General features: G+C 72.3%; 21 protein-coding genes and 1 pseudogene. 11 read left to right on the top strand and 11 right to left on the bottom strand.

The features are described 5' to 3' along the window. Positions 1-11: 11 nt before the first annotated feature. Together FU792_RS00185 and FU792_RS00180 are read right to left on the bottom strand one after the other, a co-directional pair. Positions 12-935: a rhomboid family intramembrane serine protease gene (locus tag FU792_RS00185; RefSeq protein WP_052327693.1), complete on the bottom strand. Its 924-nt coding sequence runs from the start codon at positions 933-935 to the stop codon at positions 12-14. A 16-nt stretch (positions 936-951) separates the two neighbouring features. Continuing rightward, positions 952-1,470 carry a peptidylprolyl isomerase gene (locus FU792_RS00180; protein WP_022923435.1) on the bottom strand — a complete coding sequence of 173 codons (519 nt, stop codon included), beginning with the start codon at positions 1,468-1,470 and terminating at the stop codon, positions 952-954. A 124-nt stretch (positions 1,471-1,594) separates the two neighbouring features. On the opposite strand from FU792_RS00180, the gene FU792_RS00175 reads away from it, so the two are divergent. The 7 genes from FU792_RS00175 to FU792_RS00145 all read left to right on the top strand — a co-directional run bounded on the left by FU792_RS00175 (position 1,595) and on the right by FU792_RS00145 (position 11,544). Further along, positions 1,595-2,845 carry a flagellar basal body-associated FliL family protein gene (locus FU792_RS00175; protein ID WP_022923436.1) on the top strand — a complete coding sequence of 417 codons (1,251 nt, stop codon included), beginning with the start codon at positions 1,595-1,597 and terminating at the stop codon, positions 2,843-2,845. Positions 2,846-3,004: 159 nt separating this feature from the next. Further along, on the top strand, positions 3,005-5,293 hold the full coding sequence (locus FU792_RS00170; protein WP_161600168.1) for an acyltransferase family protein: 2,289 nt from the start codon (positions 3,005-3,007) through the stop codon (positions 5,291-5,293). A gap of 54 nt (positions 5,294-5,347) precedes the next feature. Beyond that, positions 5,348-6,565 carry an ATP-grasp domain-containing protein gene (locus tag FU792_RS00165; RefSeq protein ID WP_149814441.1) on the top strand — a complete coding sequence of 406 codons (1,218 nt, stop codon included), beginning with the start codon at positions 5,348-5,350 and terminating at the stop codon, positions 6,563-6,565. Then, a complete protein-coding gene (locus FU792_RS00160; RefSeq protein WP_022923439.1) occupies positions 6,555-7,646 on the top strand; it encodes a type 1 glutamine amidotransferase family protein in 1,092 nt (363 codons plus the stop codon). Before FU792_RS00165 ends, FU792_RS00160 begins: the two co-directional genes overlap by 11 nt. Beyond that, a complete protein-coding gene (locus tag FU792_RS00155; protein ID WP_022923440.1) occupies positions 7,643-8,833 on the top strand; it encodes an alpha/beta hydrolase-fold protein in 1,191 nt (396 codons plus the stop codon). Before FU792_RS00160 ends, FU792_RS00155 begins: the two co-directional genes overlap by 4 nt. 33 nt (positions 8,834-8,866) lie before the next feature. Then, positions 8,867-9,424, top strand: a complete 558-nt coding sequence (locus FU792_RS00150; RefSeq protein ID WP_022923441.1) for an NYN domain-containing protein — start codon at positions 8,867-8,869, stop codon at positions 9,422-9,424. A gap of 131 nt (positions 9,425-9,555) precedes the next feature. After that, entirely contained in the window at positions 9,556-11,544 is a 1,989-nt protein-coding gene (locus tag FU792_RS00145; RefSeq protein WP_022923442.1) for a cell wall-binding repeat-containing protein, read from the top strand. Positions 11,545-11,571: 27 nt separating this feature from the next. Here FU792_RS00145 and FU792_RS00140 read toward each other — a convergent pair whose 3' ends face one another. After that, a complete protein-coding gene (locus tag FU792_RS00140; protein ID WP_022923443.1) occupies positions 11,572-12,108 on the bottom strand; it encodes a helix-turn-helix domain-containing protein in 537 nt (178 codons plus the stop codon). 75 nt (positions 12,109-12,183) lie between these two features. Here FU792_RS00140 and FU792_RS00135 point away from each other — a divergent pair, with 75 nt between their 5' ends. The 3 genes and pseudogenes from FU792_RS00135 to FU792_RS18665 form a co-directional block, all read left to right on the top strand. Beyond that, entirely contained in the window at positions 12,184-12,951 is a 768-nt protein-coding gene (locus FU792_RS00135; RefSeq protein WP_022923444.1) for an AzlC family ABC transporter permease, read from the top strand. Beyond that, complete coding sequence (locus tag FU792_RS00130) at positions 12,948-13,259, top strand: AzlD domain-containing protein (protein ID WP_022923445.1); 312 nt, start codon at positions 12,948-12,950, stop codon at positions 13,257-13,259. The genes FU792_RS00135 and FU792_RS00130 overlap by 4 nt, the downstream gene beginning before the upstream one ends. Before the next feature lie 52 nt (positions 13,260-13,311). Beyond that, positions 13,312-14,223: pseudogene (locus FU792_RS18665) on the top strand (alpha/beta hydrolase); the annotation flags it as partial. A gap of 147 nt (positions 14,224-14,370) precedes the next feature. Here the strand turns inward: FU792_RS18665 and FU792_RS00120 are convergent. After that, a complete protein-coding gene (locus tag FU792_RS00120; protein WP_022923446.1) occupies positions 14,371-14,613 on the bottom strand; it encodes a helix-turn-helix domain-containing protein in 243 nt (80 codons plus the stop codon). Next, the gene (locus tag FU792_RS16570) at positions 14,613-14,837 is read right to left on the bottom strand and encodes a hypothetical protein (protein WP_161600167.1); all 225 of its coding nucleotides are present in this window, start codon (positions 14,835-14,837) and stop codon (positions 14,613-14,615) included. Before FU792_RS16570 ends, FU792_RS00120 begins: the two co-directional genes overlap by 1 nt. 749 nt (positions 14,838-15,586) lie before the next feature. On the opposite strand from FU792_RS16570, the gene FU792_RS00110 reads away from it, so the two are divergent. Beyond that, positions 15,587-16,129: a hypothetical protein gene (locus FU792_RS00110; protein ID WP_022923448.1), complete on the top strand. Its 543-nt coding sequence runs from the start codon at positions 15,587-15,589 to the stop codon at positions 16,127-16,129. Here FU792_RS00110 and FU792_RS18260 read toward each other — a convergent pair. From FU792_RS18260 to FU792_RS00085, 6 genes are all read right to left on the bottom strand, one after another. After that, positions 16,076-16,543 (bottom strand): DUF362 domain-containing protein, encoded by a 468-nt coding sequence (locus tag FU792_RS18260; protein ID WP_149814439.1) that lies wholly within the window; start codon positions 16,541-16,543, stop codon positions 16,076-16,078. The two genes, FU792_RS00110 and FU792_RS18260, sit on opposite strands and share 54 nt — an antisense overlap. Positions 16,544-17,283: 740 nt before the next feature. Further along, on the bottom strand, positions 17,284-17,967 hold the full coding sequence (locus FU792_RS00100) for a TorD/DmsD family molecular chaperone (protein ID WP_084484975.1): 684 nt from the start codon (positions 17,965-17,967) through the stop codon (positions 17,284-17,286). Next, on the bottom strand, positions 17,964-18,965 hold the full coding sequence (locus FU792_RS00095; protein WP_022923451.1) for a dimethyl sulfoxide reductase anchor subunit family protein: 1,002 nt from the start codon (positions 18,963-18,965) through the stop codon (positions 17,964-17,966). Before FU792_RS00095 ends, FU792_RS00100 begins: the two co-directional genes overlap by 4 nt. A gap of 4 nt (positions 18,966-18,969) precedes the next feature. Next, positions 18,970-19,590, bottom strand: a complete 621-nt coding sequence (locus tag FU792_RS00090; RefSeq protein WP_202804697.1) for a DMSO/selenate family reductase complex B subunit — start codon at positions 19,588-19,590, stop codon at positions 18,970-18,972. After that, the gene (locus FU792_RS17470; protein WP_238706100.1) at positions 19,587-20,189 is read right to left on the bottom strand and encodes a molybdopterin dinucleotide binding domain-containing protein; all 603 of its coding nucleotides are present in this window, start codon (positions 20,187-20,189) and stop codon (positions 19,587-19,589) included. The genes FU792_RS00090 and FU792_RS17470 overlap by 4 nt, the downstream gene beginning before the upstream one ends. After that, complete coding sequence (locus FU792_RS00085) at positions 20,171-22,009, bottom strand: molybdopterin-dependent oxidoreductase (protein ID WP_202980393.1); 1,839 nt, start codon at positions 22,007-22,009, stop codon at positions 20,171-20,173. The genes FU792_RS17470 and FU792_RS00085 overlap by 19 nt, the downstream gene beginning before the upstream one ends. Positions 22,010-22,136 lie beyond the last annotated feature (127 nt).

Here is a 22,136-nt window from a genome sequence, read left to right as displayed (position 1 = left end):
CTCCAGGGACGTCAGGCGGCGTAGCCGAAGGCCATCGGTCCCATGACCTGCCACAGCCGGACCCCGGCCAGGAGCAGGATCAGCACCAGCATCCCGGCGAGGGCCGGCCAGGTCAGCGCCCGACGACGGGTCGCCTCCGGCGAGCGCCCGGGTGCCGAGGTCAGGACCAGCAGACCACCGATCGCGGCGCCCGTCACCGCGCCACCGACGTGGGCCTGCCAGGCGATCCCCGAGACGAAGAAGGGCAGCGCCAGGTTGACGCCGATCATGACGAGCAGGCTCGTGGGCACGGTGCCCTGCCGCAGCGTCAGGACGACGTAGAGGAACAGCAGGCCGAAGATCGCGCCCGAGGCGCCCACGACGGCGGTGTACCACCCCGGGTCGGGGCTCGCGAGCAGCAGCACCCCCGCCGACCCGCCGAGGGCGCACAGCACGTAGGTGACCGCGAACTTCGCCCGGCCCAGCGCCTGCTCCAGCATCGGGCCGAAGGCGAAGAGGATGTACATGTTGAACGCGATGTGCAGCAGGCTCGAGGGCGAGTGCACGAAGGCGGTGGTCAGCAGCCGCCACGGCTCGACGCCCGCCAGGACGCCGACGAAGGCCAGCTCGCGGGTGACGACAGGGTTGGCGAGCTGACCGACATACACCAGCACGCACAGGCCGAGGAGGGTCCAGGTGACCACGGGGCGACCGGCCTGCGCCGGCGCCCCGAAACGGGTGCGCGCCACCGGGGCGCCGCGCGAGCCCTCGCGCACGCAGTCCACGCACTGCACGCCGACCGCGGCCGGCCGTTGGCAGTCCGGGCAGGTGGGCCGCTCGCAGCGCTGGCACCGGATGTAGCTCGTCCGGTCCGGGTGCCGTGGGCACACCGGCGGGCCCCCACCCTGGGTGCCGCCCGTCCCGTCCGGGGGCGGCGCGGCAGCGGGCTCGCTCACGGGTCCCCGGGCCTGGTCAGCCCTCGACGCTGACGCGCTCGATGACGACCGGCTCGACCGGCTTGTCGCCGGCCCCGGTCGGCACCGCGGCGATGGCGTCGACGACGTCGCGCGAGGCCTGGTCGGCCACCTCGCCGAAGATCGTGTGCTTGCCCTGCAGCCAGGTGGTCGGCTCGACCGTGATGAAGAACTGGGAGCCGTTGGTGCCCTTGCCCATGCGCTTGCCGGCGTTGGCCATCGCGAGCATGTAGGGCTGGGTGAAGTCGTGGTCCGGGCTGATCTCGTCGTCGAAGGTGTAGCCCGGGCCCCCGAAGCCCTCGCCGAGCGGGCAACCGCCCTGGATCATGAAGCCCGGGATGATGCGGTGGAAGGCGAGCCCGTCGAAGAACGGCTGCGGGTTGGTGCGCCCGGCGTCGTCGGAGTACTCCTTCTCGCCCGTCGCGAGCCCGGTGAAGTTGGCGACCGTCTTGGGTGCCGCGTGCTCGAAGAGCACCAGCGCGATGTCGCCGTGGTTGGTGTGCAGCGTGACGTTCATGCCTCCCAGTTTCGCACGATCGGTATACCGCCCGCGCCGCGCCGTGGCGCAGGCAGGGTGAGGTGGAGTTCGTCAGCGGGACAGGGCAGGATGGGGCCCAGACCGACAACAGGAGGGACAGCACGTGTTCTTCAAGACCGATGCCGACCGTGCCGCCGCGCAGGCCAGCCGTGCCCGGCAGGACGCCACCGAGGCGGGCGCCAGCGCCGCGTCGGGCGCCCGCAACCTCGGGGCGGCCGTCCTGGCCACCCTGGCCGAGGCGACCGCGCCCAAGGACGACACCTCGGGCCGACGGCACGCCCAGAAGGCCCGGGCCAAGGCGCTCAAGGCCGCGAGCAAGGACCGCGCCTCGGCGGCGAAGGCTGCCGAGCAGGCCCGCGCAGCGGCCGGTGAGGCCCGCAAGCACGGCCGGGCGGCCGCCGAGAAGCAGGGAGCCCAGGCGGAGAAGCGTGCCGCCGAGCTCGCCAAGGACACCCGCGCGCGCGGGAAGAAGACCGCCAAGAACCTGCGCAAGCAGTCGGAGTCGTGGCGCGAGCAGGGCGGCCACGCGGCCGAGGCGCTGCGCGACCGGGGTTCCGAGGCCTGGCAGCGGGCACGGGAGACCGGGCCGCTCGGTGAGGCCGCCGCCGCGAAGGCCGGTGCCGGCGCGGCTGCGCTGGCCGGGCTCGCCGCCACCACCCGCGACCGTGCCGTGGCCGGTGTCGACCACGGCATCGACGTCGCCGTCCCGCGGGCCCAGGAGGGCGTCGCCGGGCTGGCCCCGACCGTCGACCACGTCCGGGACCTCATCAACGACGAGTTCCTGCCCAAGATCCAGGAGATGCTCGCCGAGGTGCAGTCCGGCAAGGACCGCCTGCTGGCCCAGGAGGAGGGCGTCGTGGCCACCGTCACCGGCGCTCCCAAGGCTCCGCGGCGCAAGGGCGGCAAGCTCATCGCCCTGGGGATCCTCGCCGCCGTCGGCGCCGGCGTGGCGTGGTGGCTCTCGCAGCAGCAGAGCCAGCCCGCCGCGGACCCGTGGGCGAGCAAGGACGGCCGACCCGACCCCTGGGCCGGCAGCACCACCTCGACCGCGTCCACTCCCTCGGCGACCGCCGCGACCGCGACGACCACCGGTGCGGTGGGCGGGGCGGCCGGGGCCACCACCATGGAGGGGGAGACGACCATGAGCGACGACGGTCAGGCGCGCATGCTCGACACCGAGCAGATCGACGACCTCGGCACCGAGACGCCGAGCTCGGTGGAGGAGCAGGCCGTCGGCGAGTCGCCGACCGAGGAGATCCAGTCGGCACGCGAGCACAGCCACGACACGCTGCCGCACAACGACAACGACAACGACGACGACGGCGACGGCGACGAGCGACCCGCCTCCGTCTGAGAGCACGTCCACGAGGCGCCCATCCCCACCGGGTGGGCGCCTCGTCACGTCCGGGCGACCACCTCGCGACACACCGTCGACCTCCCCGACCAGCGCGGACGCCGCGCCTAGATTGGTCGCCAGCGGCCCTCAGGTCAGCAGGTCAGGTCGACGAAGGAGGTGGCACGGCAGATGTCGCTGCCCGCCTCCCACCCGGACCGGGACGATCTCGACCGCCACGGTGCCACCGACGCCGAGGGGTATGCCCAGGGCGACCCCGAGCACGCGCCCGCCGCACCTGCCCCGGGCGGTGAGCGGGCGTTCGTCGACCCCGGCGGCCTCCCGACGAGCAGCCCGCCGGTCACCGGGTCGACGACGGTGCAGGGCGCCTCGACGGAGGCGCTGCTCGCCGCCCCGACGGGCACCCGACGCCCCCGCCGCCGCGGCCGCGGACCTCGTGACGTCGATCCGCGCCCCGGGCAGATCCCCGGCCTCGACGGGCTGCGGGCGCTGGCCATCATCGCGGTGCTGGCCTTCCACTTCGTCCCGGCCGCCCTGCCTGGCGGCTTCCTGGGCGTCGACGTCTTCTTCGTGGTGAGCGGCTTCCTCATCACCACCCTGCTGCTCCGGGAGATCGACGCCCAGGGGCGGGTCGACCTGCTGTCCTTCTGGCGCCGACGGGCCCGCCGCCTGGTGCCGCCCCTGCTGGCGGTCGTCGTCGTCAGCGTCGTGGCGGCACGCCTCGTCGGCGGCGACCTGCTCGTCGGGATCGTCCGGCAGGCGGCGGGCGCCCTGACGTTCACCAGCAACTGGCTGGAGATCGCGGCCGGCGCGAGCTACTTCCAGAGCACGAGCCCGATCCTCTTCGTCAACTTCTGGAGCCTGGCGGTCGAGGAGCAGTTCTACCTGCTGTGGCCGCTCACGCTGGTCGTGGTGCTCGCCTTCGCCCCCAGCACCCGGGCACGGGTCGGCGCGGTGGCCGCCGCGGGTCTGGTCTCGACGCTGCTCATGGCCGCGCTGTTCACGCCGGGCTCGGACGCGACCCGCGTCTACTACGGCACCGACACCCACCTCGTCGGACTCATGGGAGGTGCGGCCCTGGCGCTGGCATGGGCCGACCCGACGCACCGGGCAGGCCTGCGCTCGCGCAGCTGGCGCCGCGTGCGGGGCCCGGCGGTGCTCGCCGCGCTGCTCACCCTCGCAGCCCTGGTGCGCTGGAGCAGCGAGGACTCCGCACTGACCTTCCGGGGCGGCATCGCGCTCGCCTCGCTCGCCACCGTCGTCCTCATCGCCGGCCTGCTCGAGGCGCCCTCGCCGTGGCGGCGGGCCATGTCCCTGCGGCCCCTGGTGTGGCTGGGTCGACGTTCCTACGGCATCTACCTCTGGCACTGGCCGGTGCTGGTGATCGCCGGCGCCCTCGTGCCCTATGCCGCCGGCACCCTCCGTGGGTCCGGCGTCCTCCTCGGTGCGCTGCTCCTGACGCTGGTGCTGGCCGAGCTCTCGTGGCGCTGCCTGGAGGTCCCGGTGCGCCGACGCGGCATCCGGGCCAGCCTCGGTGACACGGTCCGCTGGTTCACCACGGGGTGGCACCGCAGCAGGACGCCCCGGCTCGTCGCCGCGGGGCTCGCGGTCCTGCTCGTGGGCACCGTGGTCGCCCTCGTCACGGCCCCGGAGAAGTCGGCGACCCAGCGCCAGATCGAGGAGTCACAGGCCCGCATCGACTCCGGGGCTGACGCGCCACCCGCGTCGGGCACCTCGCTCGCCCGCGACGCCGCCGGGCTCGGGGCGACCCTGGGCAGCATGCCTGCCGCGGGAGCCACCGCAGCGGACGGCGAGTCCTCCGACGAGGAGGCCGCCGGCGCCGAGGGCACGACCGAGCGCGCCGAGGACGGCGAGGACTCCGACGCCGCCCCGGCACCCGCACCCGGTGAGGTGCAGGTGGGGGAGTCGACCTTCCGCCCCGACGAGGACGGTCTGCTCGTGCCCCCGGGGTCCGAGCTCACCGCGATCGGTGACTCGCTGGTCGTCACCAGCGCCGACGGCCTCAGCTACCGCTTCCCCGACACCAGCTACCTCGCCCAGTCCAACCGGCGATGGGCGGAGTCCGTGGAGGTCGTCACGGCCGGGGTGGAGGCCGGCGAGGTCCGCGGCAACGTCGTCCTGCACCTCGGCACCAACGCCGGGGTGGACGAGGCCGCGCTGCGCTCGGTGCTCGACACCTTGGGGCCGGACCGCAACGTCGTGGTCATGGACCTCTACGTCCAGGCCTCCTTCACCGAGGAGTCCAACGAGACCCTCCGCGCCGTCGTCGCGGACTACCCGCAGGCCGTCGTCGGAGACTGGAACGCCACGATCAGCGAGCAGCCCGAGGTGCTGCAGAGCGACCGGGTGCACCCCGACATCGACGGTATGCACGTCTACGCCGAGGTCGTCGCGCGCGCCTTCGACGAGCTCGCCCGGCGGGAGTGAGCGCACCCCGGACCCGATCCCCGCGCAGCGCCAGGATGTGGCAGGCTCGGACCCGTGAACATCGTCCTCGTGGAGCCGCACTTCCCGAAGAACCAGCGGGAGTTCGCCCGGGCGCTGGCGCAGGCCGGGGCCAATGTCATCGGCATCGGTGAGACCCCGCTGGACTACCTGGACGACCAGCTGAAGTCGTGGATGGTCCACTACGAGCAGGTCGGCTCGGTCACGGACCGTCAGGCGATGACCGAGGCGGTGCGCCGGGTCCAGGGCATGGTGTGGGTGGACCGGCTGGAGTCCACCATCGAGTCCCACCAGCTCGTCGCGGCGCACGTGCGCGAGGACCTGGGCATACCGGGCACCTCGGTGCGCACCACCTGGCTGTGCCGCGACAAGCCCTCGATGAAGGAGGCGCTGCGCGCCGCCGGGGTGCCGACCGCCGCCTCCACCGGGGCCGACGACGCCGACCAGGTGCGCGACTTCGCCGCAGCGGTCGGTTACCCCTTGATCCTCAAGCCGCGGGACGCCGCGGGCGCCGCCGACACCGTCCGGCTCGACTCGGACACCGAGCTGGCCGCCGCGCTGGAGCGGATGGGCGGCTACTCCTCCATCGCGGTCGAGGAGTTCATCGAGGGGCACGAGGGCTTCTACGACACCGTCTCCATCGACGGGCGGATCGCGGTCGACTTCGCCTCGCACTACTTCCCCGGCGTCCTCGAGGCGATGCGCACCCGCTGGATCTCGCCGCAGTTCATCGCCACCAACCGGATCGACGGCGGCGGCCTCTACGACGAGATCCGCGAGATGGGTCACCGGGTCAACGAGGCCCTGGGCATCGGCACCTCCGCCACCCACATGGAGTGGTTCCACGGCCCGAAGGGGCTGAAGTTCTCCGAGATCGGGTGCCGCCCGCCCGGCGTCGGCTGTTGGGACCTCTACTGCGCGGCCAACGACATGGACGTGTATGCCGCCTGGGCTCAGTCGCTCGTGCACGGCGAGGTGCGCGAGCACGCGAGCCGCAGCCACAGCGCGGGCATCGTGGCGCTGCGCCCGGACCGGGACGGCGTCATCACCGGCTACAGCGGGCTCGAGGACATCGAGAACCGCTACGGCCGGTGGATCATCGACGCCCACGTGCCGGTGGCCGGCACGGGGACCCAGCCGGTCGAGGCCGGCTTCATGGCCAACGCGTGGATCCGGATGCGGCACCCGGACTTCGACGCGCTCCGGGGGATGCTCGACGACGTGGGGCGCACGGTGCACGTCCATGCCGGCTGACGCCGACCGGCACCTCGCCGAGCGCGGCGCGGCACCCTCGTCCCCGCCCCGCATCACCCTGCTCGGCCCGCAGCGCCACCCGCAGCTGGACCGCGTCATGGCCTCGCTCGACCTGGACGGAGCCGGGGTCGCGACCATCACCGCCGGCTGGCGTGACCGGGAGCACGACGACGCGCTGCTGGTCGAGCAGCTGGGTGGGCGGTGCGTCAACCTCGGCCTCTGGCAGCGCATGCAGCAGATCTGGGAGGCCGACCCCGAGCTGGAGCAGGCCGACCGGCGGCGTCGCCAGGTGCTGACCGAGATGCAGGAGCTCTACCTCATCGGGCTGCGGCACGCGGTCGACGCCCTGGGCCGCATCCGGGCGCACGAGCCACGCGACGAGCGGGTGCACCGCATGGCCCTGGAGGACGTGCTGGGCATCATGCGCGACCTGGACGAACGGCACGTCCGCCGGGTCGCCGAGCTGCACCAGGAGTTCTACGCCCGGCACCGTCCGGAGGAGCGCGACGCCGTGGTGCGTGGCCGCGCCGAGGTCGGTGCCCTGGTCGACGGCTGCGACGTGGTGGTCATCACCGGGGGGCACGTGGGGGTGCTGCTGGGCACCCTGCACATGTTCAACCTCGCGCCGGTCCTGGCCCACCCGGTCGAGGACGAGACCGATCCGAGCGGTGTGCACGCCCGGGTCCACCGGCCGGTCATCGCCTGGGGTGCCGGGGCGATGGCCCTCACCGAACGGGTGCTGCTCTTCTACGACGACTCCGTCATCGCCCCCGGTGTCGCGGAGATGCTCATGGACGGCCTCGGGCTGACCCGGGGTCTGGTCGCGCTCCCGTCGGCCGCGGACCGCCTGGCGCTCGACGACCCGGGCCGCGTGACGACCCTGGTGAGCCGGTGCCGCCCGCGGGTCCCGCTGCCCCTCGACCCGGGTGACCGGGTCGACCTCACGCCGGAGGGCCGACTGCCCCAGGGCGCCCGGGTGCTCGGCCCCTCGGGCCACCCCGTGCGGCACATCGACCCCGGTGCCACCGACCGTTCCCCCGGCGCCGCCCCGGTCGACCCCGCGCGGGAGGAGTGGTCGTGAGCCAGCCCCAGACATACCCCATGCCGCCCCGGCACAAGGGCAAGCTGGCCATCAACGCGCTGCGCGCCCGTCGCCTCGACGAGGACGTCATCACGCGCTTCCTCGCCGAGCACGAGGTCCCGGTGGTGGAGGGCGAGAAGTGCACCTTCCTCTACCGCGGACCCGCGGACGCGGTCGCGGTGCGCCACCGGATCGTCAACCAGCCGCAGCACGTGCCGATGAAGCGGCTGGACGTGCCCGAGGGCGTGCAGCCGCTGTGGTACGTCACGATCGAGCTGCCCGCCGCGTCCCGGGTGGAGTACCAGATCGAGGTGCGGGTCGGCGAGGCCGTCGAGACCTTCAACGACCCGCTCAACCCGCACGTCGCGCACAGCCCCGTGGGGTCCTCCAGCGTCTGCCAGGCGGCCGGCTACGAGACCCCGGAGTGGGTCGTGCCGCAGCCGGACGCACGTGCCGGGGAGCTGATCGACCTCCCGCTGCCGAGCCGGGCCCTGCGTCGGACCACGCACAACCGGGTCTACCTCCCGGCACGCTTCCGCCGCAGCAGCCACTACCCGCTGCTGGTCGTGCACGACGGCGACGACTACCTCACCTACACCGCGATGCGCACGGTGCTCGACAACCTCATCCACGACCTGGACATGGCCGAGACCATCGTCGTCTTCTCCAACCCGGGCGACCGGCTCCGGGAGTACCCCAACTACGCCCCGCACGCGCGTCACCTCACCACGGAGCTGCTGCCCGCGATCGAGGAGCAGCTGCCGGTGATCCGCCGGGCCGACGCGCGCTGCCTCATGGGCGCCAGCTTCGGTGCGGTCGCCTCGCTGTCCGCGGCGGCGCGCGATCCCGGCGTGTGGGACAACCTCTTCCTGCAGTCCGGGTCCTTCGTCTTCACCGACATCGGGTCCGACCACGGTGGGGGGCCGGCCTTCGACCCGGTGGTGAAGTTCATGAACCGCTACCGGGAGGAGCCGCAGCGCGTCGCCGAGCGGATGTTCATCACCTGCGGCGTCTACGAGCCCCTCATCGTGCCCAACCGGTCGATGGTGCCGGTCTTCGAGTCCACCGGCGCCCGGGTGCAGTACGTCGAGTCTCGCGACGGGCACTCCTGGGAGAACTGGCGCGACCGGCTGCGGGACGGCCTGTCGTGGATCTTCCCGGGACCGCAGAAGTTCGTCTACGAATAATCCGATATACCGAAAGAAAGCCTGAGGTCCCTCATGGGCCAGCTCACCTACCTCCTCGTGGACGGGGAGAACATCGATGCCACGCTGGGCAACTCCATCCTCGGGCGCCGACCACAGCCCGAGGAACGGCCGCGGTGGGACCGGCTGCTCACCTTCACCCAGGACACCTGGGGACAGGACGCCGCGGGGCTGTTCTTCCTCAACGCCAGCAGCGGCCTGCCCATGTCCTTCGTCCAGGCGCTGCGGGCACTGGGCTACACCCCGGTCCCGCTGTCCGGCAGCGCCGAGGAGAAGGTCGTCGACATCGCGATCCAGCGCACCCTGGAAGCGCTGCAGCAGCGCACCGACGACGTCATGCTCGTGAGCCACGACGGGGACTTCCTCGAGGCGGTGACCCCCCTGCTCGACAGCGAGCGTCGGGTCGGCCTCATCGCCTTCGAGGAGTTCCGCAACTCCGGCTTCCACCGACTCGTGGCGCAGGGCATGGAGTTCTTCGACCTCGAGCACGACACGCGCGCGTTCAACACCACGCTACCCCGGCTGCGGATCATCCCGATCGAGGAGTTCGACCCGGCGATGTTCCTGCAGTAAGCGCAAAGATGCAGTTCAGAAGGTATGGGTTTGGCAAAGAGTAGTGAACTCGTGGGGCTGATGAGGCTATCGTGACCAGGTCCCCCTGACCGCGTCACCGTCGGCCGCCGTGCTGACCCAGGAGCTCTGCCATGCGCCCATCCCGAGGACTCGTCCTGTCCGCGCTCGCCGCGGCCTCGCTGCTCGTGCCGGTCACCTCCGGCACCGTCGCCGTCGCCGACGAGACCCGGAGCGTCGACGGCGCGGAGCACCGGTCGACCGACCTGGAGCCGGTGCGGTCCGCGACGTCCACCGAGGGCCAGGACGTCCTGCGCGGCACGCTCGCGCTCGACCCGCGCGAGGTGACCGTCATCGGGATGCGCTGGACCGGTGAGCCGAAGGCGGGGGCCCGGATGCGGCTGCACGACGGCCAGGAGTGGGGTGACTGGACCTCGCTGGAGAAGGGCGTCGCCACCGGGCCGGACATGCAGGCCACCGGGGAGTGGGGGACCGAGGCCTCGATCGTCCTCGACGCCGAACAGGTCCAGGTCGAGCTGTCCTCGCAGACGCAGGACGCCAGCGTCGAGACGTGGACCACCCAGGTGACCGCGCAGGACGTGGCCCAGGTCGAGTCGATGCCCACCGCCGACGCCGCCAGCGAGGGCGTGATCATCGGCCGCCGCGCCGACTGGGCCGGCGACATGGACCTCATCCCCAGCTCCGGGCCGGTCCTGGACCGACCCAAGCTCGGCGTGACGATCCACCACACGGCGACGGACGCCTACTACGCGCCGGAGGACGTACCGGCCATGTTGCGGGCCGTCTACAACTACCACGCGCGCACGCTGGACTGGCGCGACGTCGGCTACAACGCCCTGGTGGACCGCTACGGGCGGGCCTGGGAGGGCCGCTCCGGCGGGCTGGAGGGCAACGTCCAGGGAGCCCACTCCTACGGCATGAACGCCGACTGGTTCGGCCTCAGCAGCTTGGGCAACCACGAGATCAGCCCGGTCCCGGCCGCCGAGCTCGGCGCCCTCTCGGTCACCTCGGCCTGGGTCCTGAACCAGCACGACGTCGAGGTCACCGACACGGTCACCTACACCAACGACTACCTCGGCTGGACCCGTCGGCTCCCGGCCTTGCACGGCCACCGCGACGTCTACGCGACGAGCTGCCCCGGGTGGCAGCTCTACCAGCTCTTCGGCACGCTGCGTGCCCAGGTCGGCGCACAGCAGGCGCAGGACCGCTCCGCGGTGCAGCGCATCGGCGGGGGAAACCGCTACGCCGTCGCGGCCGGGCTCGCGCAGGAGGCGGCGGTGCATGGTGCCCGGACGGCATACCTCACCCAGGGCACCGAGATCGCCGACGCCCTCGGCGTGGGACCGGTCGCGAGCCGCGACGACTCCTCCGTCCTGCTCACCCGCACCGAGGTGCTCCCGAGCCAGACCCTGGCGGCGCTGGAGGAGCTGGGCACCGAGGAGGTCGTCGTCGTCGGGGGCGAGACCGCGGTCTCGGGACAGGTGGAGACCACGCTGCGGCGCCAAGGGTATGCCGTGCGCCGGGTCGCGGGAGCGAACCGCTACGACACCGCCGTCCAGCTCAGCCACGAGCAGGAGTGGTCGGGTGACACCGTCTATCTCGCCAGCGGCAGCAACCTCGCCGACGCGCTCGGCGGAGGGGCGGCCGCGGCGCACACCGAGGCGCCGATGCTGCTCACGCAGCCCACGACGCTGCCGTCGGTGACGGCCGAGCGGCTCGCCGAGCTGGCGCCCTCACGGGTGGTCGTGCTCGGCGGGACCGGCGCGGTGGACGACGCGGTGCTGCGCCAGGCCCAGCGGCTGCTGCCGGCTGCCTCCGTCGAGCGTATCGGCGGCAGCAACCGCTACACCACCAGCGCACTCATCGCCGAGGACGCCTTCGAGGAGGCCTCCAGCGCCGTCGTCGCGGCCGGGAGCGCGCCGGTGGACGCTGTCGCCGGGACGCAGCTGGCGGCGGACCGCTCGGCGCCGCTGCTGCTCACCCGGCAGAGCTGCCGTACCAGCTCGGTCGACGAGGTCTACGACTCGCTCGGCATCGGGCTGTCCCGGCTGGCCGGGGGCTCCGGCGTGCTCGCCTGGGACGCCGGCGCGCGGACCTGCTGACCCGCCTGCCTCCCCGGGCGGGGGCTCTCAGCGCTGCTGGGACACCATCACCGCGCTGGTGCCGGCCTCCAGGGCCTCGAAGACGTGGTCGACGTCGCCCGGGTACCGGAGGTAGTCGCCGGGTCCGAGCTCGGTCGGGTCGTCCTGCGCGCCGGCCCGGGCGCGGCCGGTGATGAGGACCACGTGCTCGACCGTCCCCGCCGCGTGCGGGGCCGACACCTTGACGGCGCCCGGCTCAGCGTCGATGCGGTAGAGGTCGCGCCGCACGTTCGGCGGGCTGTGCGACAGGACCAGGGCGCTGTAGTCCGCGAGGTCGGAGCGGGTCGGGTCACCGGCCCCGGCGCGCACGAGGGCTCGCTCCGGCTGCGGCGGATCGATGAGCGCCGAGAACGGCACGCCGAGTGCGGTGGCCAGCGACCAGACCGTCTCGACGCCCGGGTTGCCCTTCCCGGCCTCGAGCTGCGACAACGTCGACTTGGACAGACCGGCCCGCCGGGCGAGCTCGGACAGGCTGAGCCCGGCGCGGTCGCGCTCGGCACGCACGGCGGCGGCGAGACGGCCCACCGCCTGACCACGTTCACCAGAATGGTCGAAATGTTCGGTTTGACGAACGCTGCTCATGCTCTGCATCCTAGCGGTATGCCCGCCGCCACCGCCCTGCTGCGTGAGAGCCCCGCCGCCCGCACCGGTCTGTCGATCGCCGTCGCGACCGGTGCCTACGGCGTCTCCTTCGGCGCGCTGGGCACCGCGAGCGGGCTCGGGGTCCTCGAGGTGTGCGCCCTCAGCCTGCTCACCTTCTCCGGCGGCTCGCAGTTCGCCTTCATCGGCGTCATCGCCGGGGGCGGCGCTGCGGCGTCCGCGGCCGGGGCGTCCACGCTGCTCGGGCTGCGCAACGGGGTCTACGCCATGCAGATCAACGCCCTGCTGCGGCCCCGCGGTTGGCGCCGCCTCGCCGCGGCGCACGTGACCATCGACGAGTCCACCGCCACGGCGCTCGCGCAGCGGGACCGTGCGGAGCAGGCGCGCGGGTTCTGGACCGCCGGGGTCGGCATCTTCGTGCTGTGGAACCTCATGACGCTGGTCGGCGCCCTGGCCGGAGACGCGATGGGTGACCCCAAGACCTGGGGGCTCGACGGCGCCGCCGTCGCGGCCTTCCTCGCCCTGTTGTGGCCACGCCTGCGCGGCGCCGAGCCGTGGGCGATCGCCAGCGCGTGCGCGGTGGTGACCGTGCTGTGCATACCTCTCTTGCCACCGGGGGTGCCGATCCTGGTCGCCGCCGCCGTGGCCGGGGCGATCGGCTGGTGGCAGCTCCGGCGCGAGGCCTCGGGTCTGAAGCCGTCCGGCGCCGAGGCTCCTGGCACGGTGGGCCGCAGCGAGGCCGACAGGTCCGAGCGGGGTGCGCGATGACCGTGTGGCTGTGGATCCTGGGTGCCTGTGCGCTGGCCTATCTGACCAAGCTCAGCGGCTACCTCGTGCCGCAGCGGGTGCTGGAAGCACCCACGATCATCCGGATCTCCGGGTGCATGACCGTCGGGCTGCTGGCCTCGCTCGTCATGATGAACACCGTGGCCGACGGCCAGGCGCTGGCTCTCGACGCGCGGCTGCTGGCCCTGGGCGCCGGAGTGGTGGCGCTGATGCTGCGGGCGCCCTTCCTTATCGTCGTGGTCGCCGGGGCTCTCGCCGCGGCGCTGGGCCGGCTGGCCGGGCTGCCCTGACCCCCTGACCCGACCTGGGCAAGGAGATGCACCAGAGGCACCGTCGAGACGTGTGCCTGACGTGCACAACTTTGCCCAGGGTGACGCCAGGCCGGAGAATCGCCAGGTGACCGATGAGCATCGCCGGGTGCCCGCGACCAGCGCCCGCCCGGTGGCCTGGCTCCCCCTCGTGCTCGCCCTGGCCGCGGTCGCCGTGGCAGGGTGGGTCTGGCTGACTCGCGCCGGCGTGCTGCTCGCGGGACACCCGGCATACCTCGTGCTCGTGACGCTGGTGGGCATCGCCGGACTGGCGCTGCTGGCGCTGGGGCTGGGCCGCGGGAGGCGCTCGGCGGACCGCCGTGGTGCGCGCCGCCGGCCGCGGTCGGTCCGCGTGCTCGCGCGCGTGGTCCTGGTCGCGGTGTCGGCGCTCGTGCTGGGGGCGGTGGCGTGGCTGCGACCGTTCGACGCGACGCCCGAGGCGGCTGCACTCACGGCGGGCACCGACGAGGTGACCGTCGCCGAGAGCTCCACCCGGCTCACGCTGACGCCGAGCGGGGAGGAGGTGGGCGGCGGTCTGATCTTTCAGCCTGGTGCCCGCGTCGACCCGCGGGCCTACCTGCCGGTCCTCACCGAGGTCGCCGGGGAGGGACACCTCGTGATCGTCGTCAAGCAGCCCTTCGCGATCGGCTTCACCGCGCTGGGCGCGCCCGGCGGCGTCATCGCCGACCATCCAGAGGTTACCCGGTGGAGCGTCGGTGGGCACAGCCTCGGCGGAGTGGCCGCGTCGACGTATGCCGAGGATCACCCGGGTGAGGTCGACGGGCTCGTCCTGTGGGCGTCATACCCCCTGGGTGACCTCAGCTGGCAAGACGACCTGGCGGTGGCCACGATCTTCGGGAGCGAGGACGGGCTGGCGACGCCGGCGGACATCGAGGCGAGCCTGGACACGCTGCCGCCGCGGACCTCGGTGGTGGAGATCCGCGGCGGGGTGCACGCGTTCGTCGCGACTACGGCGAGCAGCCGGGCGACGGCACGCCGGGGGTGGCGCGCGAGGTGGGGCAGGAGCAGATCGTGGGTGCGACCGTCAAGCTGCTCGATCTGGTCTCGAGCCCCTGACCCGCGCCGAATCCGGTCAGTCGCTCGGCCCGACCGGGGTGGTGCCTACGCTGAGCAGGTCGCCGACCTGGCAGTCGAGGACCTCACAGATCGCGGTGAGCGTGGAGAAGCGGATGGCCTTGGCGCGGTCGTTCTTGAGCACCGAGATGTTGACCGGGGTGACGCCCACCGCCTCGGCCAGCGCCGCGACCGTCATCCCGCGCTCGGCGAGCAGCGCATCGAGGTGGCACCGGACCCGGTGGCCCTCCTCGGGTGGCATCAGACCAGCCCGTCGACATCGGAGCGCAGCGTGACGCCCGAGGCGAAGGCCTGCGCGACCGCGGCGACGAGGATGCCCGCGAGCAACCATCCGGGGCTGAAGACGAAGACGTAGGCGTCGACCCCCTTCGCCGACAGCAGTTCGCTGCGGCCGATGGCATAGACCATGTCGCTGGCCAACGGGACGACCATGAGCAGCAGCGCGACGATCCGCAGACGGGACACGTTCGCCCGGCTGAAGGGCTCACCCTGCCCAGGTCCTTCAGCAGGCGCTGCAGCAGCACGGCACCCCAGACCGTCGCGATCAGACCGACCAGGACCGGCGCCATGAGGAGGGCGAAGTGGCCGGCTGAGACGCCCTCCACGAGGACGGTGCCAGCCGGCATGCCGACGATGCGGCCGGTGCCCGCCGCGTCTTGGCCCACCTCGAGCGGCACCTCGGTGAGCGTCACCTGTCGGCGCAGCATCCAGTCGAGACTGATGAACACGGCATACCCCGCCGAGAAGCCGACGATCAACCACAGCAGGATCGCCGTCGCGATCTGGTCGCCACGGTCGAACCGTGCCCAGTCCATGCCGCGCCGCTTCCTGTCCGTCCCCATGATGAACCTCCCTGACTCATATCCCCCGAGCGGATATATCGTTTTTCGATGTTATCGATAACGATATGGAGCGCAAGGGTGCGCCGTGATCTGCGTCGACAGGAGCGAGGCGACGTTCTGGAGGCGACCGAGGCCGTGGACCGCGTGGAGCGCCTGCGCACGGGCCTGCCCGAAGCAGTCTTCGCAGCGGCTGAGGCCGCTCCCGCGCCCTTCGTCGAGGATGCCCGCCGTGTCGCCACTGCCGTCGCTCGACAGGGCCACCTCAGGGCGCCGCGCCTTCCACGCGCGTCCTAGCCGAGTAGGCGACAAGAGTAACGGCGGGGGAGCAGGTGTGCCGGAAGGATCACCCCATGGGTGCGGCAGGATGAGGCCATGGAGACACGACCGGGGACGCCGGACGCCGGGGTCGTCCGGACCATGGTGCGCGTGTGCCGCAGTCGCGAGCGGGCGTGGGGGACGTTGAGGCGGATCACCGATGCGGGTGACACCGGCGCCTGGGCGGAACGGCTGGAGGACGACATCGCCGGGTTACGGGAGGCCGTCGTGTGGCTGGAGGCGGAGTGGCGGCCCGACGGCGTGCTGCTGCTCGAGGGGCTGGTCCGACGTGCTCGGCGACGCGGGGTGGAGGACCTCGCCGAGCTGGCCGAGGACGCGGCGACCGCCGCGCAGCCCCACCTGTCGCGCCTGGGTCGTCAGGTTCGGGCGGTGCACGAGCAGGTCACGACCGAGCTGGCGGCTTGGGAGGAGGGGGACGTCGTCACCGCGAAGACCCTGCGGGTGGACCAGATGAGCCTGGTCGGCAAGGGGAGCGAGGTGCGCCGGACGCTCAGCGCCCTGACTGACGCCAGGACACCGGTCTGGTCACCGGTCGCCCAGGTCGTCGGGGCATATCTGCTCCTCGAGACCGGTCACTGAGCCGGTCGGCGGCGGGGCGTAGACCCGTGGGGCGACATAGCCCGGCGGCAGCCAGGAGCCGAAGGGGTCGGAGCGGCGCATCCGGCACACCTGGCAGAGCTCACCCTCGCCGCCGAAGGGGGTGCGGCACCTCGCGCAGTGCTGGACGCAGATCGTCTCCAGAGGGGTGGAGGACTCCCGCGCGAGGTGGGCCCAGGTCACCGGGCCGACGTCGTGAATGGCCTCCACCGGGCACAGGGCCTGACAGCGGCCGCACCCGATGCACGCGGCCAGGTCCAGCGTGAGGGTAACGGTCCCGGCGTCGCCCTGGCGCAGATCCAGCGCCGCTGTCGGGCAGCTCCGCACGCAGGTGCCGCAGGCTGTGCAGCCCTGGAACGAAGGTCGCGGCTGCGGGGCGCTGCGTGGCGTGAGGATCGTCCGGACGGTCGGTCGGACAGCTCGGCGTGTGCAGCGGTCGACGTAGCGGGGGAGCCGCCGGCCGACCCGACCGCTTGTCGCCGGATCTCGGCCAGGGCCCGGACCAGACGGACCTGGTCACTGGCCTCGCCGTGCCCGCCCGAGGGGTCGGGGGCCAGTCGCTCGACGGTCGGGATCGTGTCGTCCCGGTGCGCCTCCCGACGTGGTGCGGCCCAGGCGAAGAGGGCACGGCGTCCGACCGGGAGGGCGTCGACGGTGCTGGCCCGGCCCGTGGCCCTGCCGCCCCGGCCCGGGCCGGTAACCTGACCGCCCCGGAGTCAAGGCCAGAACCTCCAGGCGGTGGGCGGCTCCCAGCTCGGCCAGCACCGGGTGAAGGAAGGCGGCCGCAGGCGGGTCGGCCGGCTCGGCCGGCGTGGTGGCGGCCGATGTGTGGCCGGCAGGCGTCGGGGCAGCAGACGTGGTGCCGGTAGCCATGATGACGGCAGGTCCGGGCTCGACACAGGAGCACCCCGTGAGGTCGAGCACCAGGAGGGGAGCTGCGGCCACCAGCTCGGCCAGGGGGGCGGGGGACAGCGCTCGCAGGCAACCCTCCCAGCGCACGACGTGGTCGTGCAGCCCACCAGCGACGGTCGCCTCGCTCCCACCGTCGGCCGACCCCGCGCAGCGCAGGACGACCCGCCGGTCGGCCGGGAGCCCGCGGGCCCAAGTGGTGACGGTCGCGACCGGGTCCGGGTGCATCAGGAGAGGGTCGAGGCGACGCCGAGGTGGTGCAGCTGGCCCAGCGCACCGCGGGTCAGGCCGGCCAGCCCGAGGTGGTAGTCGGTCTCGGCGTGCTCCTCGACCCGATGGAGCAGGTCGGGCACCCACTGCTGCAGGTGCTGGTCGGTGAAGCTCCGGATGCCGGTAACCAGCTCCTCCGCGCCGTCAGCATCCCCGACCTCCAGCACGTCGAGGGCGCGCAGCGCGAGGGTCGCGATGAAGGACGCCTCCAGCGCCACGTGGTCGTCCGGCTCCTTGTTGAGCAGCGGGCTCTGCAGGCCGAAGCGGCGGTAGAACTCCCTGACCTGAAGGGTCTGCACGTCGAAGACCAGGCCCTCGCGCGAACGGTGCACGGACTCCCACGGCGCCGCCTGCAGCGGCCGGGGCCCGACGAAGAGCCGACGGTGGTCCCGGCGCAGCGACTCCAGGCTCTCCGGTCCGGCGTAGCGACCCCGGCCGGAGCGGACGAGCAACCGCACCCCGCCGCTCGTGGCCGGGTCGTCGTAGGGCCAAGCCGCCAGCTGCTCGGGGCTGCGCAGGGCGTCGACGAAGGCCTGCTCCGGCTCCCGCCCGAAGGCGGTCGAGAGCACCGTCCAAGCCGCCGCGACACCGTCCAGCGCGTCGGCGAGCACCGCACCGGCAGGCTCAGGAACCCTGCTCACATCCCGATCCTGGCCATCGAGTCGTAGAACAGGCTGCGGCCGATGATCTCCGAGACGAGCACGGTGGCGAAGGCTGCCGTGGCCACGGTCGCCACGAGCAGGGCCGCCCGGTGGGAGGCGACCATGCGGTAGAGCGTGAGGCCGAGCAGCCCGGCACCGAGCACGAGCAGCACGAGGCGCGCGACGAACCAGGCGGTGCCGTAGGCGGCGACCGAAGCGGACGGCATACCCGGGTCGGCGGCCAGGTCCCGCTGCTGCAGCACGATGACGACCAGCTGCACCCCGAGGAGCAGGATGGAGGCGGTCGCGACCCAGCGCAGGGAGGCCTCGACGAGCTCCCGGCGGCCGGCATCGCCCACGGCGGCCTCGGGCGTCGGCTCCTCCGGACGTCGCAAGGACAGCAGCCAGCGGACCGGGGCCAGGCGCTCGACCCAGGCGAACCGCCGGGCGAGCCCCTGCCGGCGCCACATGATGACGCCCATGAACGCTGCACCGACCGCGAGGGCGCCCAGCAGGAAGGTGGTGAGGAAGAACTGTGCGGGCGTGGCCCACGTGTTCCAGGCGGGCACGGTCGGCAGCGACGCGTAGACCATCGACATCACCCAGACCAGCCCCAGCCCGACGAGCGCCGTCAGCACGGCGAGGGCCTGCCGCAGCGCGGGGGAGCCCCAGCGGAGGAACTGCAGGGCCGCGAAGAGGAAGCCCAGCCCGGAGAAGGCGATGCCGAAGACGATCTCCCGGCTCAGCCACGAGGAGTCGATGTGCCGGAAGGTGTTCAGCGCGTTGAACGGGTTGCCGAGGTGGAGCATGGAGGCCATCAGCCCCAGCACCAGGACAGGTCCGATGGCGTAAAGGGCGGGGTCGGCGATCTGGTCGACGGCGGCCTTGCCGTGGCGCAGACGGCCGACCACCTGGACCACCCCGAGAGCGACGAACGCGCCGACCGACATCTGGGCCAGCACCGTGAAGAGGATCAGCGGGAGCTCGTGGACGTTCACGGCACTAGATCTCCGTCGGGTTGGCGATCTCGCCGGTGCCGCTGCCCGTGGGCTGGGCGTCCCGGTGGGGGGTGATGACCAGGTGGGGCCTGGTGATCGACGGGTCCGGCAGCGGCTCGACGGCGTCGACCGTGCCGTACTTCGCCCGCAGCTCATCGATCGGGCCCCAGTCCAGGGCCCGGGACGGGCAGGCCTCCACGCAGGCCGGGTTCTTCCCCTCGGAGCGGTAGTCGGCGCACAGGTCGCACTTGGTCATGTGGCCGAGCTCGGGGTTGTACTGCGGGGCGGAGTAGGGGCAGGCCCACTCGCAGTAGCGGCACCCGACGCACTTGTCCGGGTCCACGGCCACCGTGCCGTCCTCGCGCTTGTGCATCGCGGTGGTCGGGCAGACCGCCACGCAGATCGGGTCCTCGCAGTGGTTGCACGCGATGGAGGTGTAGTAGCTGAAGACGTTCGGCACCATCGTGTCGCCGTGCTGCTGCCAGGTGCCTCCGGTGTACTCCACCACCCGCCGCCAGGTGACGCCCACGGGCAGGTCGTGCTTGTCCTTGCAGGCGATCTGGCAGGCCTTGCACCCGGTGCAGACGCTCTGGTCGAGGTAGAACCCCAGGTTGTCGCTCATCATGCCTCCAGGTCAGGTGCGGTCGTCTTCTCCAGCTCCACCAGCGTGGAGTACTGCGGGTTGGACTTGGCCAGCGAGGTCGGGTGCCAGCTGGTGAGGATGTTGGCCGTGCCGGCCCGGTCGGTGCCGTCCGGTCCGGGGTCGTACCACGCGCCGTGCGGCAGCATGACCACCCCGGGGGCGATGCGCGGCGTCACCTTGACGGCGACCAGGGTCGCGCCCCGGTCGTTGAAGACCCTGACCCAGTCGTCGTTGTCCAGCCCGCGGGCCGTCGCGTCCGCCGGGTTGATCCACAGCCGCTGCGGGTGGGCCTCCTGCAGCCAGGGCACGTTGCCGTAGGTCGAGTGGGTGCGACCCTTGAAGTGCTTGTTGATCAGCTGCAGGGGGTATGACGTGTACGCGCGGGCGGCTTCGGCACCCTCGGTGGTGCGGACGTACTCCGGCACCGCGGTGATCCGCTCGCCCTCCGGGAGCTCCCAGCGCTTGGCGTTCCCCCAGACCTCCTCGGAGAAGATCTCGATCTTGCCCGAGGGGGTGGGCAGCGGGTTGGCTTCCGGGTCCTCGCGGAAGTCGCGCAGGGGGATCACGCTCTCCCCGACCATCTTCCAGACGCCCATCTCCCGCAGCTCCTCGAAGGGCGGCAGCTCGGGGTAGGTCTTGCGGGTCTCCTCGACGGTGTGCTCGACCCACTCCTCCTGGGTGCGGCCCTCGCTGAACTCCCGCTCCACGCCCATCCGGGCGGCGACCTCGCTGCAGATCTCGTAGATCCCGCGGCAATCGTAGAGCGGTTCGATGGCCTTGTCCGCCAGGATGGTGTAACCCATGGTGCCGGCGTGCCCCTGGTTGATGATGTCCATCTGCTCGGCGTTTGACAGGTCGGGCAGCAGGATGTCGGCGTAGCGGACGAGACGGTCATCTGGTTCTCGATGACGACGATGAACTCGCACAGGCTGTCGTCCCGCAACAGCTCAGTGGTGCGGTTGATGTCGGAATGCTGGTTGACGAGGGTGTTGCCGCCATAGTTCCAGATGAACTTGATCGGCACCGACAGCCGGTCGGCGCCACGCACCCCGGCGTTGAGCGCGGTCATCTCCGGCCCGCGCTCGATGGCGTCGGTCCAGGTGAAGTGGGAGATCTGCGTCGTCACCGGGTTCGGGATGGCGTCGAAGGGCTTGGCCAGGCTGAGCATGAAAGCGCCCTCCCGGGAACCGGTGCCGCCGCCCGGGACACCGATGCTGCCGGTCATCGCCGCGAGGGTGAACATGGCCCGCGACTGGTTCTCCCCGTTCTGCTGGCGCTGGGCCGACCAGCCCTGCATCACCGCCACCGGACCGGCGGCTCGTCCGATCTGCCGGGCCAGGTCGACGATGGTGGCCACCGGGACACCGGTGATGGGGGAGGCCCACTCCGGTGTCTTGGCGATCCCGTCCGGGCCCTCGCCCATCACGTAGGCCCGGTAGGAGCTCCCGGCGGGCACGCCCTCGGGCAGGTGCTCGTCGTCGAACCCGACGCAGTGGCTGTCCAGGAACTCCTGGTCGTGGAGGTCCTCGCTGATCATCACGTGCGCCAGAGCCGCGATGAGCGCGACGTCGGTGCCGGGGCGGATGGCGACCCACTCGTCGGCCAGCTGCTGGGCGGTGTCCGACAGCCTGGGGTCGACCACGATGACGCGGGTGTGGTGCTTCTTCTTCGTCTGCTGGGTGACGAAGACCTCGCCGCCCCCGCTCATCCGGTTCTCGATCGGGTCGTTGCCGAAGATGACGACCAGCTCGCTGTTCTTCCAGTCGTCGTGGCTGTTGGTATCGGTCCACCCGCCGTACTGCACGCGCATCGCCTCGGTGATGCAGCCGGTGGAGTAGTCGCCGTAGTAGGTGAGCGAGCCGCCCAAGATATTCATCAGGCGCTGGATCGCCCCGCCGTAGGGCCCGTAGGAGTTGATGATCGTCCCGCCGATGACGCCGGTGCCGTAGGCCTGGAAGACCGCCTCGTTGCCGTACTCCTCCAGCACCCGGCGGAGGTTGTCGGCGATGTCGTCGAAGGCCTCCTCCCAGGTGATCTCCTCCCACTCGCCGGCGCCGCGCTCGCCGACACGACGCATCGGGGTCTTGAGCCGCTCCGGGCTGTAGATCCGCTGCCGGATCGAGCGGCCGCGGACGCAGGCACGGATCTGCTGGGTGCCGATCTCGTCGTCGCCGGTGTCGTCGGGCAGGACCCGGGTGATCTGGTCGTCCCGGACCTCGAACCGCAAGGGGCAGCGGGAGCCGCAGTTGACCAGGCACGCGTTCCACACCGTCCGGTCCGGCGGGGCCGCGGGGGCCAGGGCCTGGGCGGCCGTCTGCCCCTCCTCGGCACCCGTGCACGCGGCCAGCCCGACTCCCCCACCGGCCACGGCGCTCCACTGCAGGAAACTCCTGCGCCCCACAGCCGGGCCCCAGCCCCGCCCCGCCACATCACTCGACCCAGACCCGGAGACGCTATGCACCCCATCGTACGATGCATCGTCGTAGGACATAAGAGTTGCGGGAAGTTGCCGCGGCGTGGCAGGTCGC

Origin of the sequence: Serinicoccus marinus DSM 15273 (assembly GCF_008386315.1) — a bacterium.
Classification (GTDB): domain Bacteria; phylum Actinomycetota; class Actinomycetes; order Actinomycetales; family Dermatophilaceae; genus Ornithinicoccus; species Ornithinicoccus marinus.
This window is presented reverse-complemented; position numbering and strand designations above follow the sequence as displayed.

Coding starts and splice junctions, on each gene's coding strand:
- FU792_RS00180 (WP_022923435.1), bottom strand. CDS start 1,470: ATGAACGTCACGCTGCACACCAACCACGGCGACATCGCGCTGGTGCTC.
- FU792_RS00160 (WP_022923439.1), top strand. CDS start 6,555: ATGCCGGCTGACGCCGACCGGCACCTCGCCGAGCGCGGCGCGGCACCC.
- FU792_RS00150 (WP_022923441.1), top strand. CDS start 8,867: ATGGGCCAGCTCACCTACCTCCTCGTGGACGGGGAGAACATCGATGCC.
- FU792_RS00145 (WP_022923442.1), top strand. CDS start 9,556: ATGCGCCCATCCCGAGGACTCGTCCTGTCCGCGCTCGCCGCGGCCTCG.
- FU792_RS00135 (WP_022923444.1), top strand. CDS start 12,184: ATGCCCGCCGCCACCGCCCTGCTGCGTGAGAGCCCCGCCGCCCGCACC.
- FU792_RS00130 (WP_022923445.1), top strand. CDS start 12,948: ATGACCGTGTGGCTGTGGATCCTGGGTGCCTGTGCGCTGGCCTATCTG.
- FU792_RS00120 (WP_022923446.1), bottom strand. CDS start 14,613: ATGCCACCCGAGGAGGGCCACCGGGTCCGGTGCCACCTCGATGCGCTG.
- FU792_RS00110 (WP_022923448.1), top strand. CDS start 15,587: ATGGAGACACGACCGGGGACGCCGGACGCCGGGGTCGTCCGGACCATG.
- FU792_RS00090 (WP_202804697.1), bottom strand. CDS start 19,590: ATGATGAGCGACAACCTGGGGTTCTACCTCGACCAGAGCGTCTGCACC.
- FU792_RS17470 (WP_238706100.1), bottom strand. CDS start 20,189: ATGGTCGGGGAGAGCGTGATCCCCCTGCGCGACTTCCGCGAGGACCCG.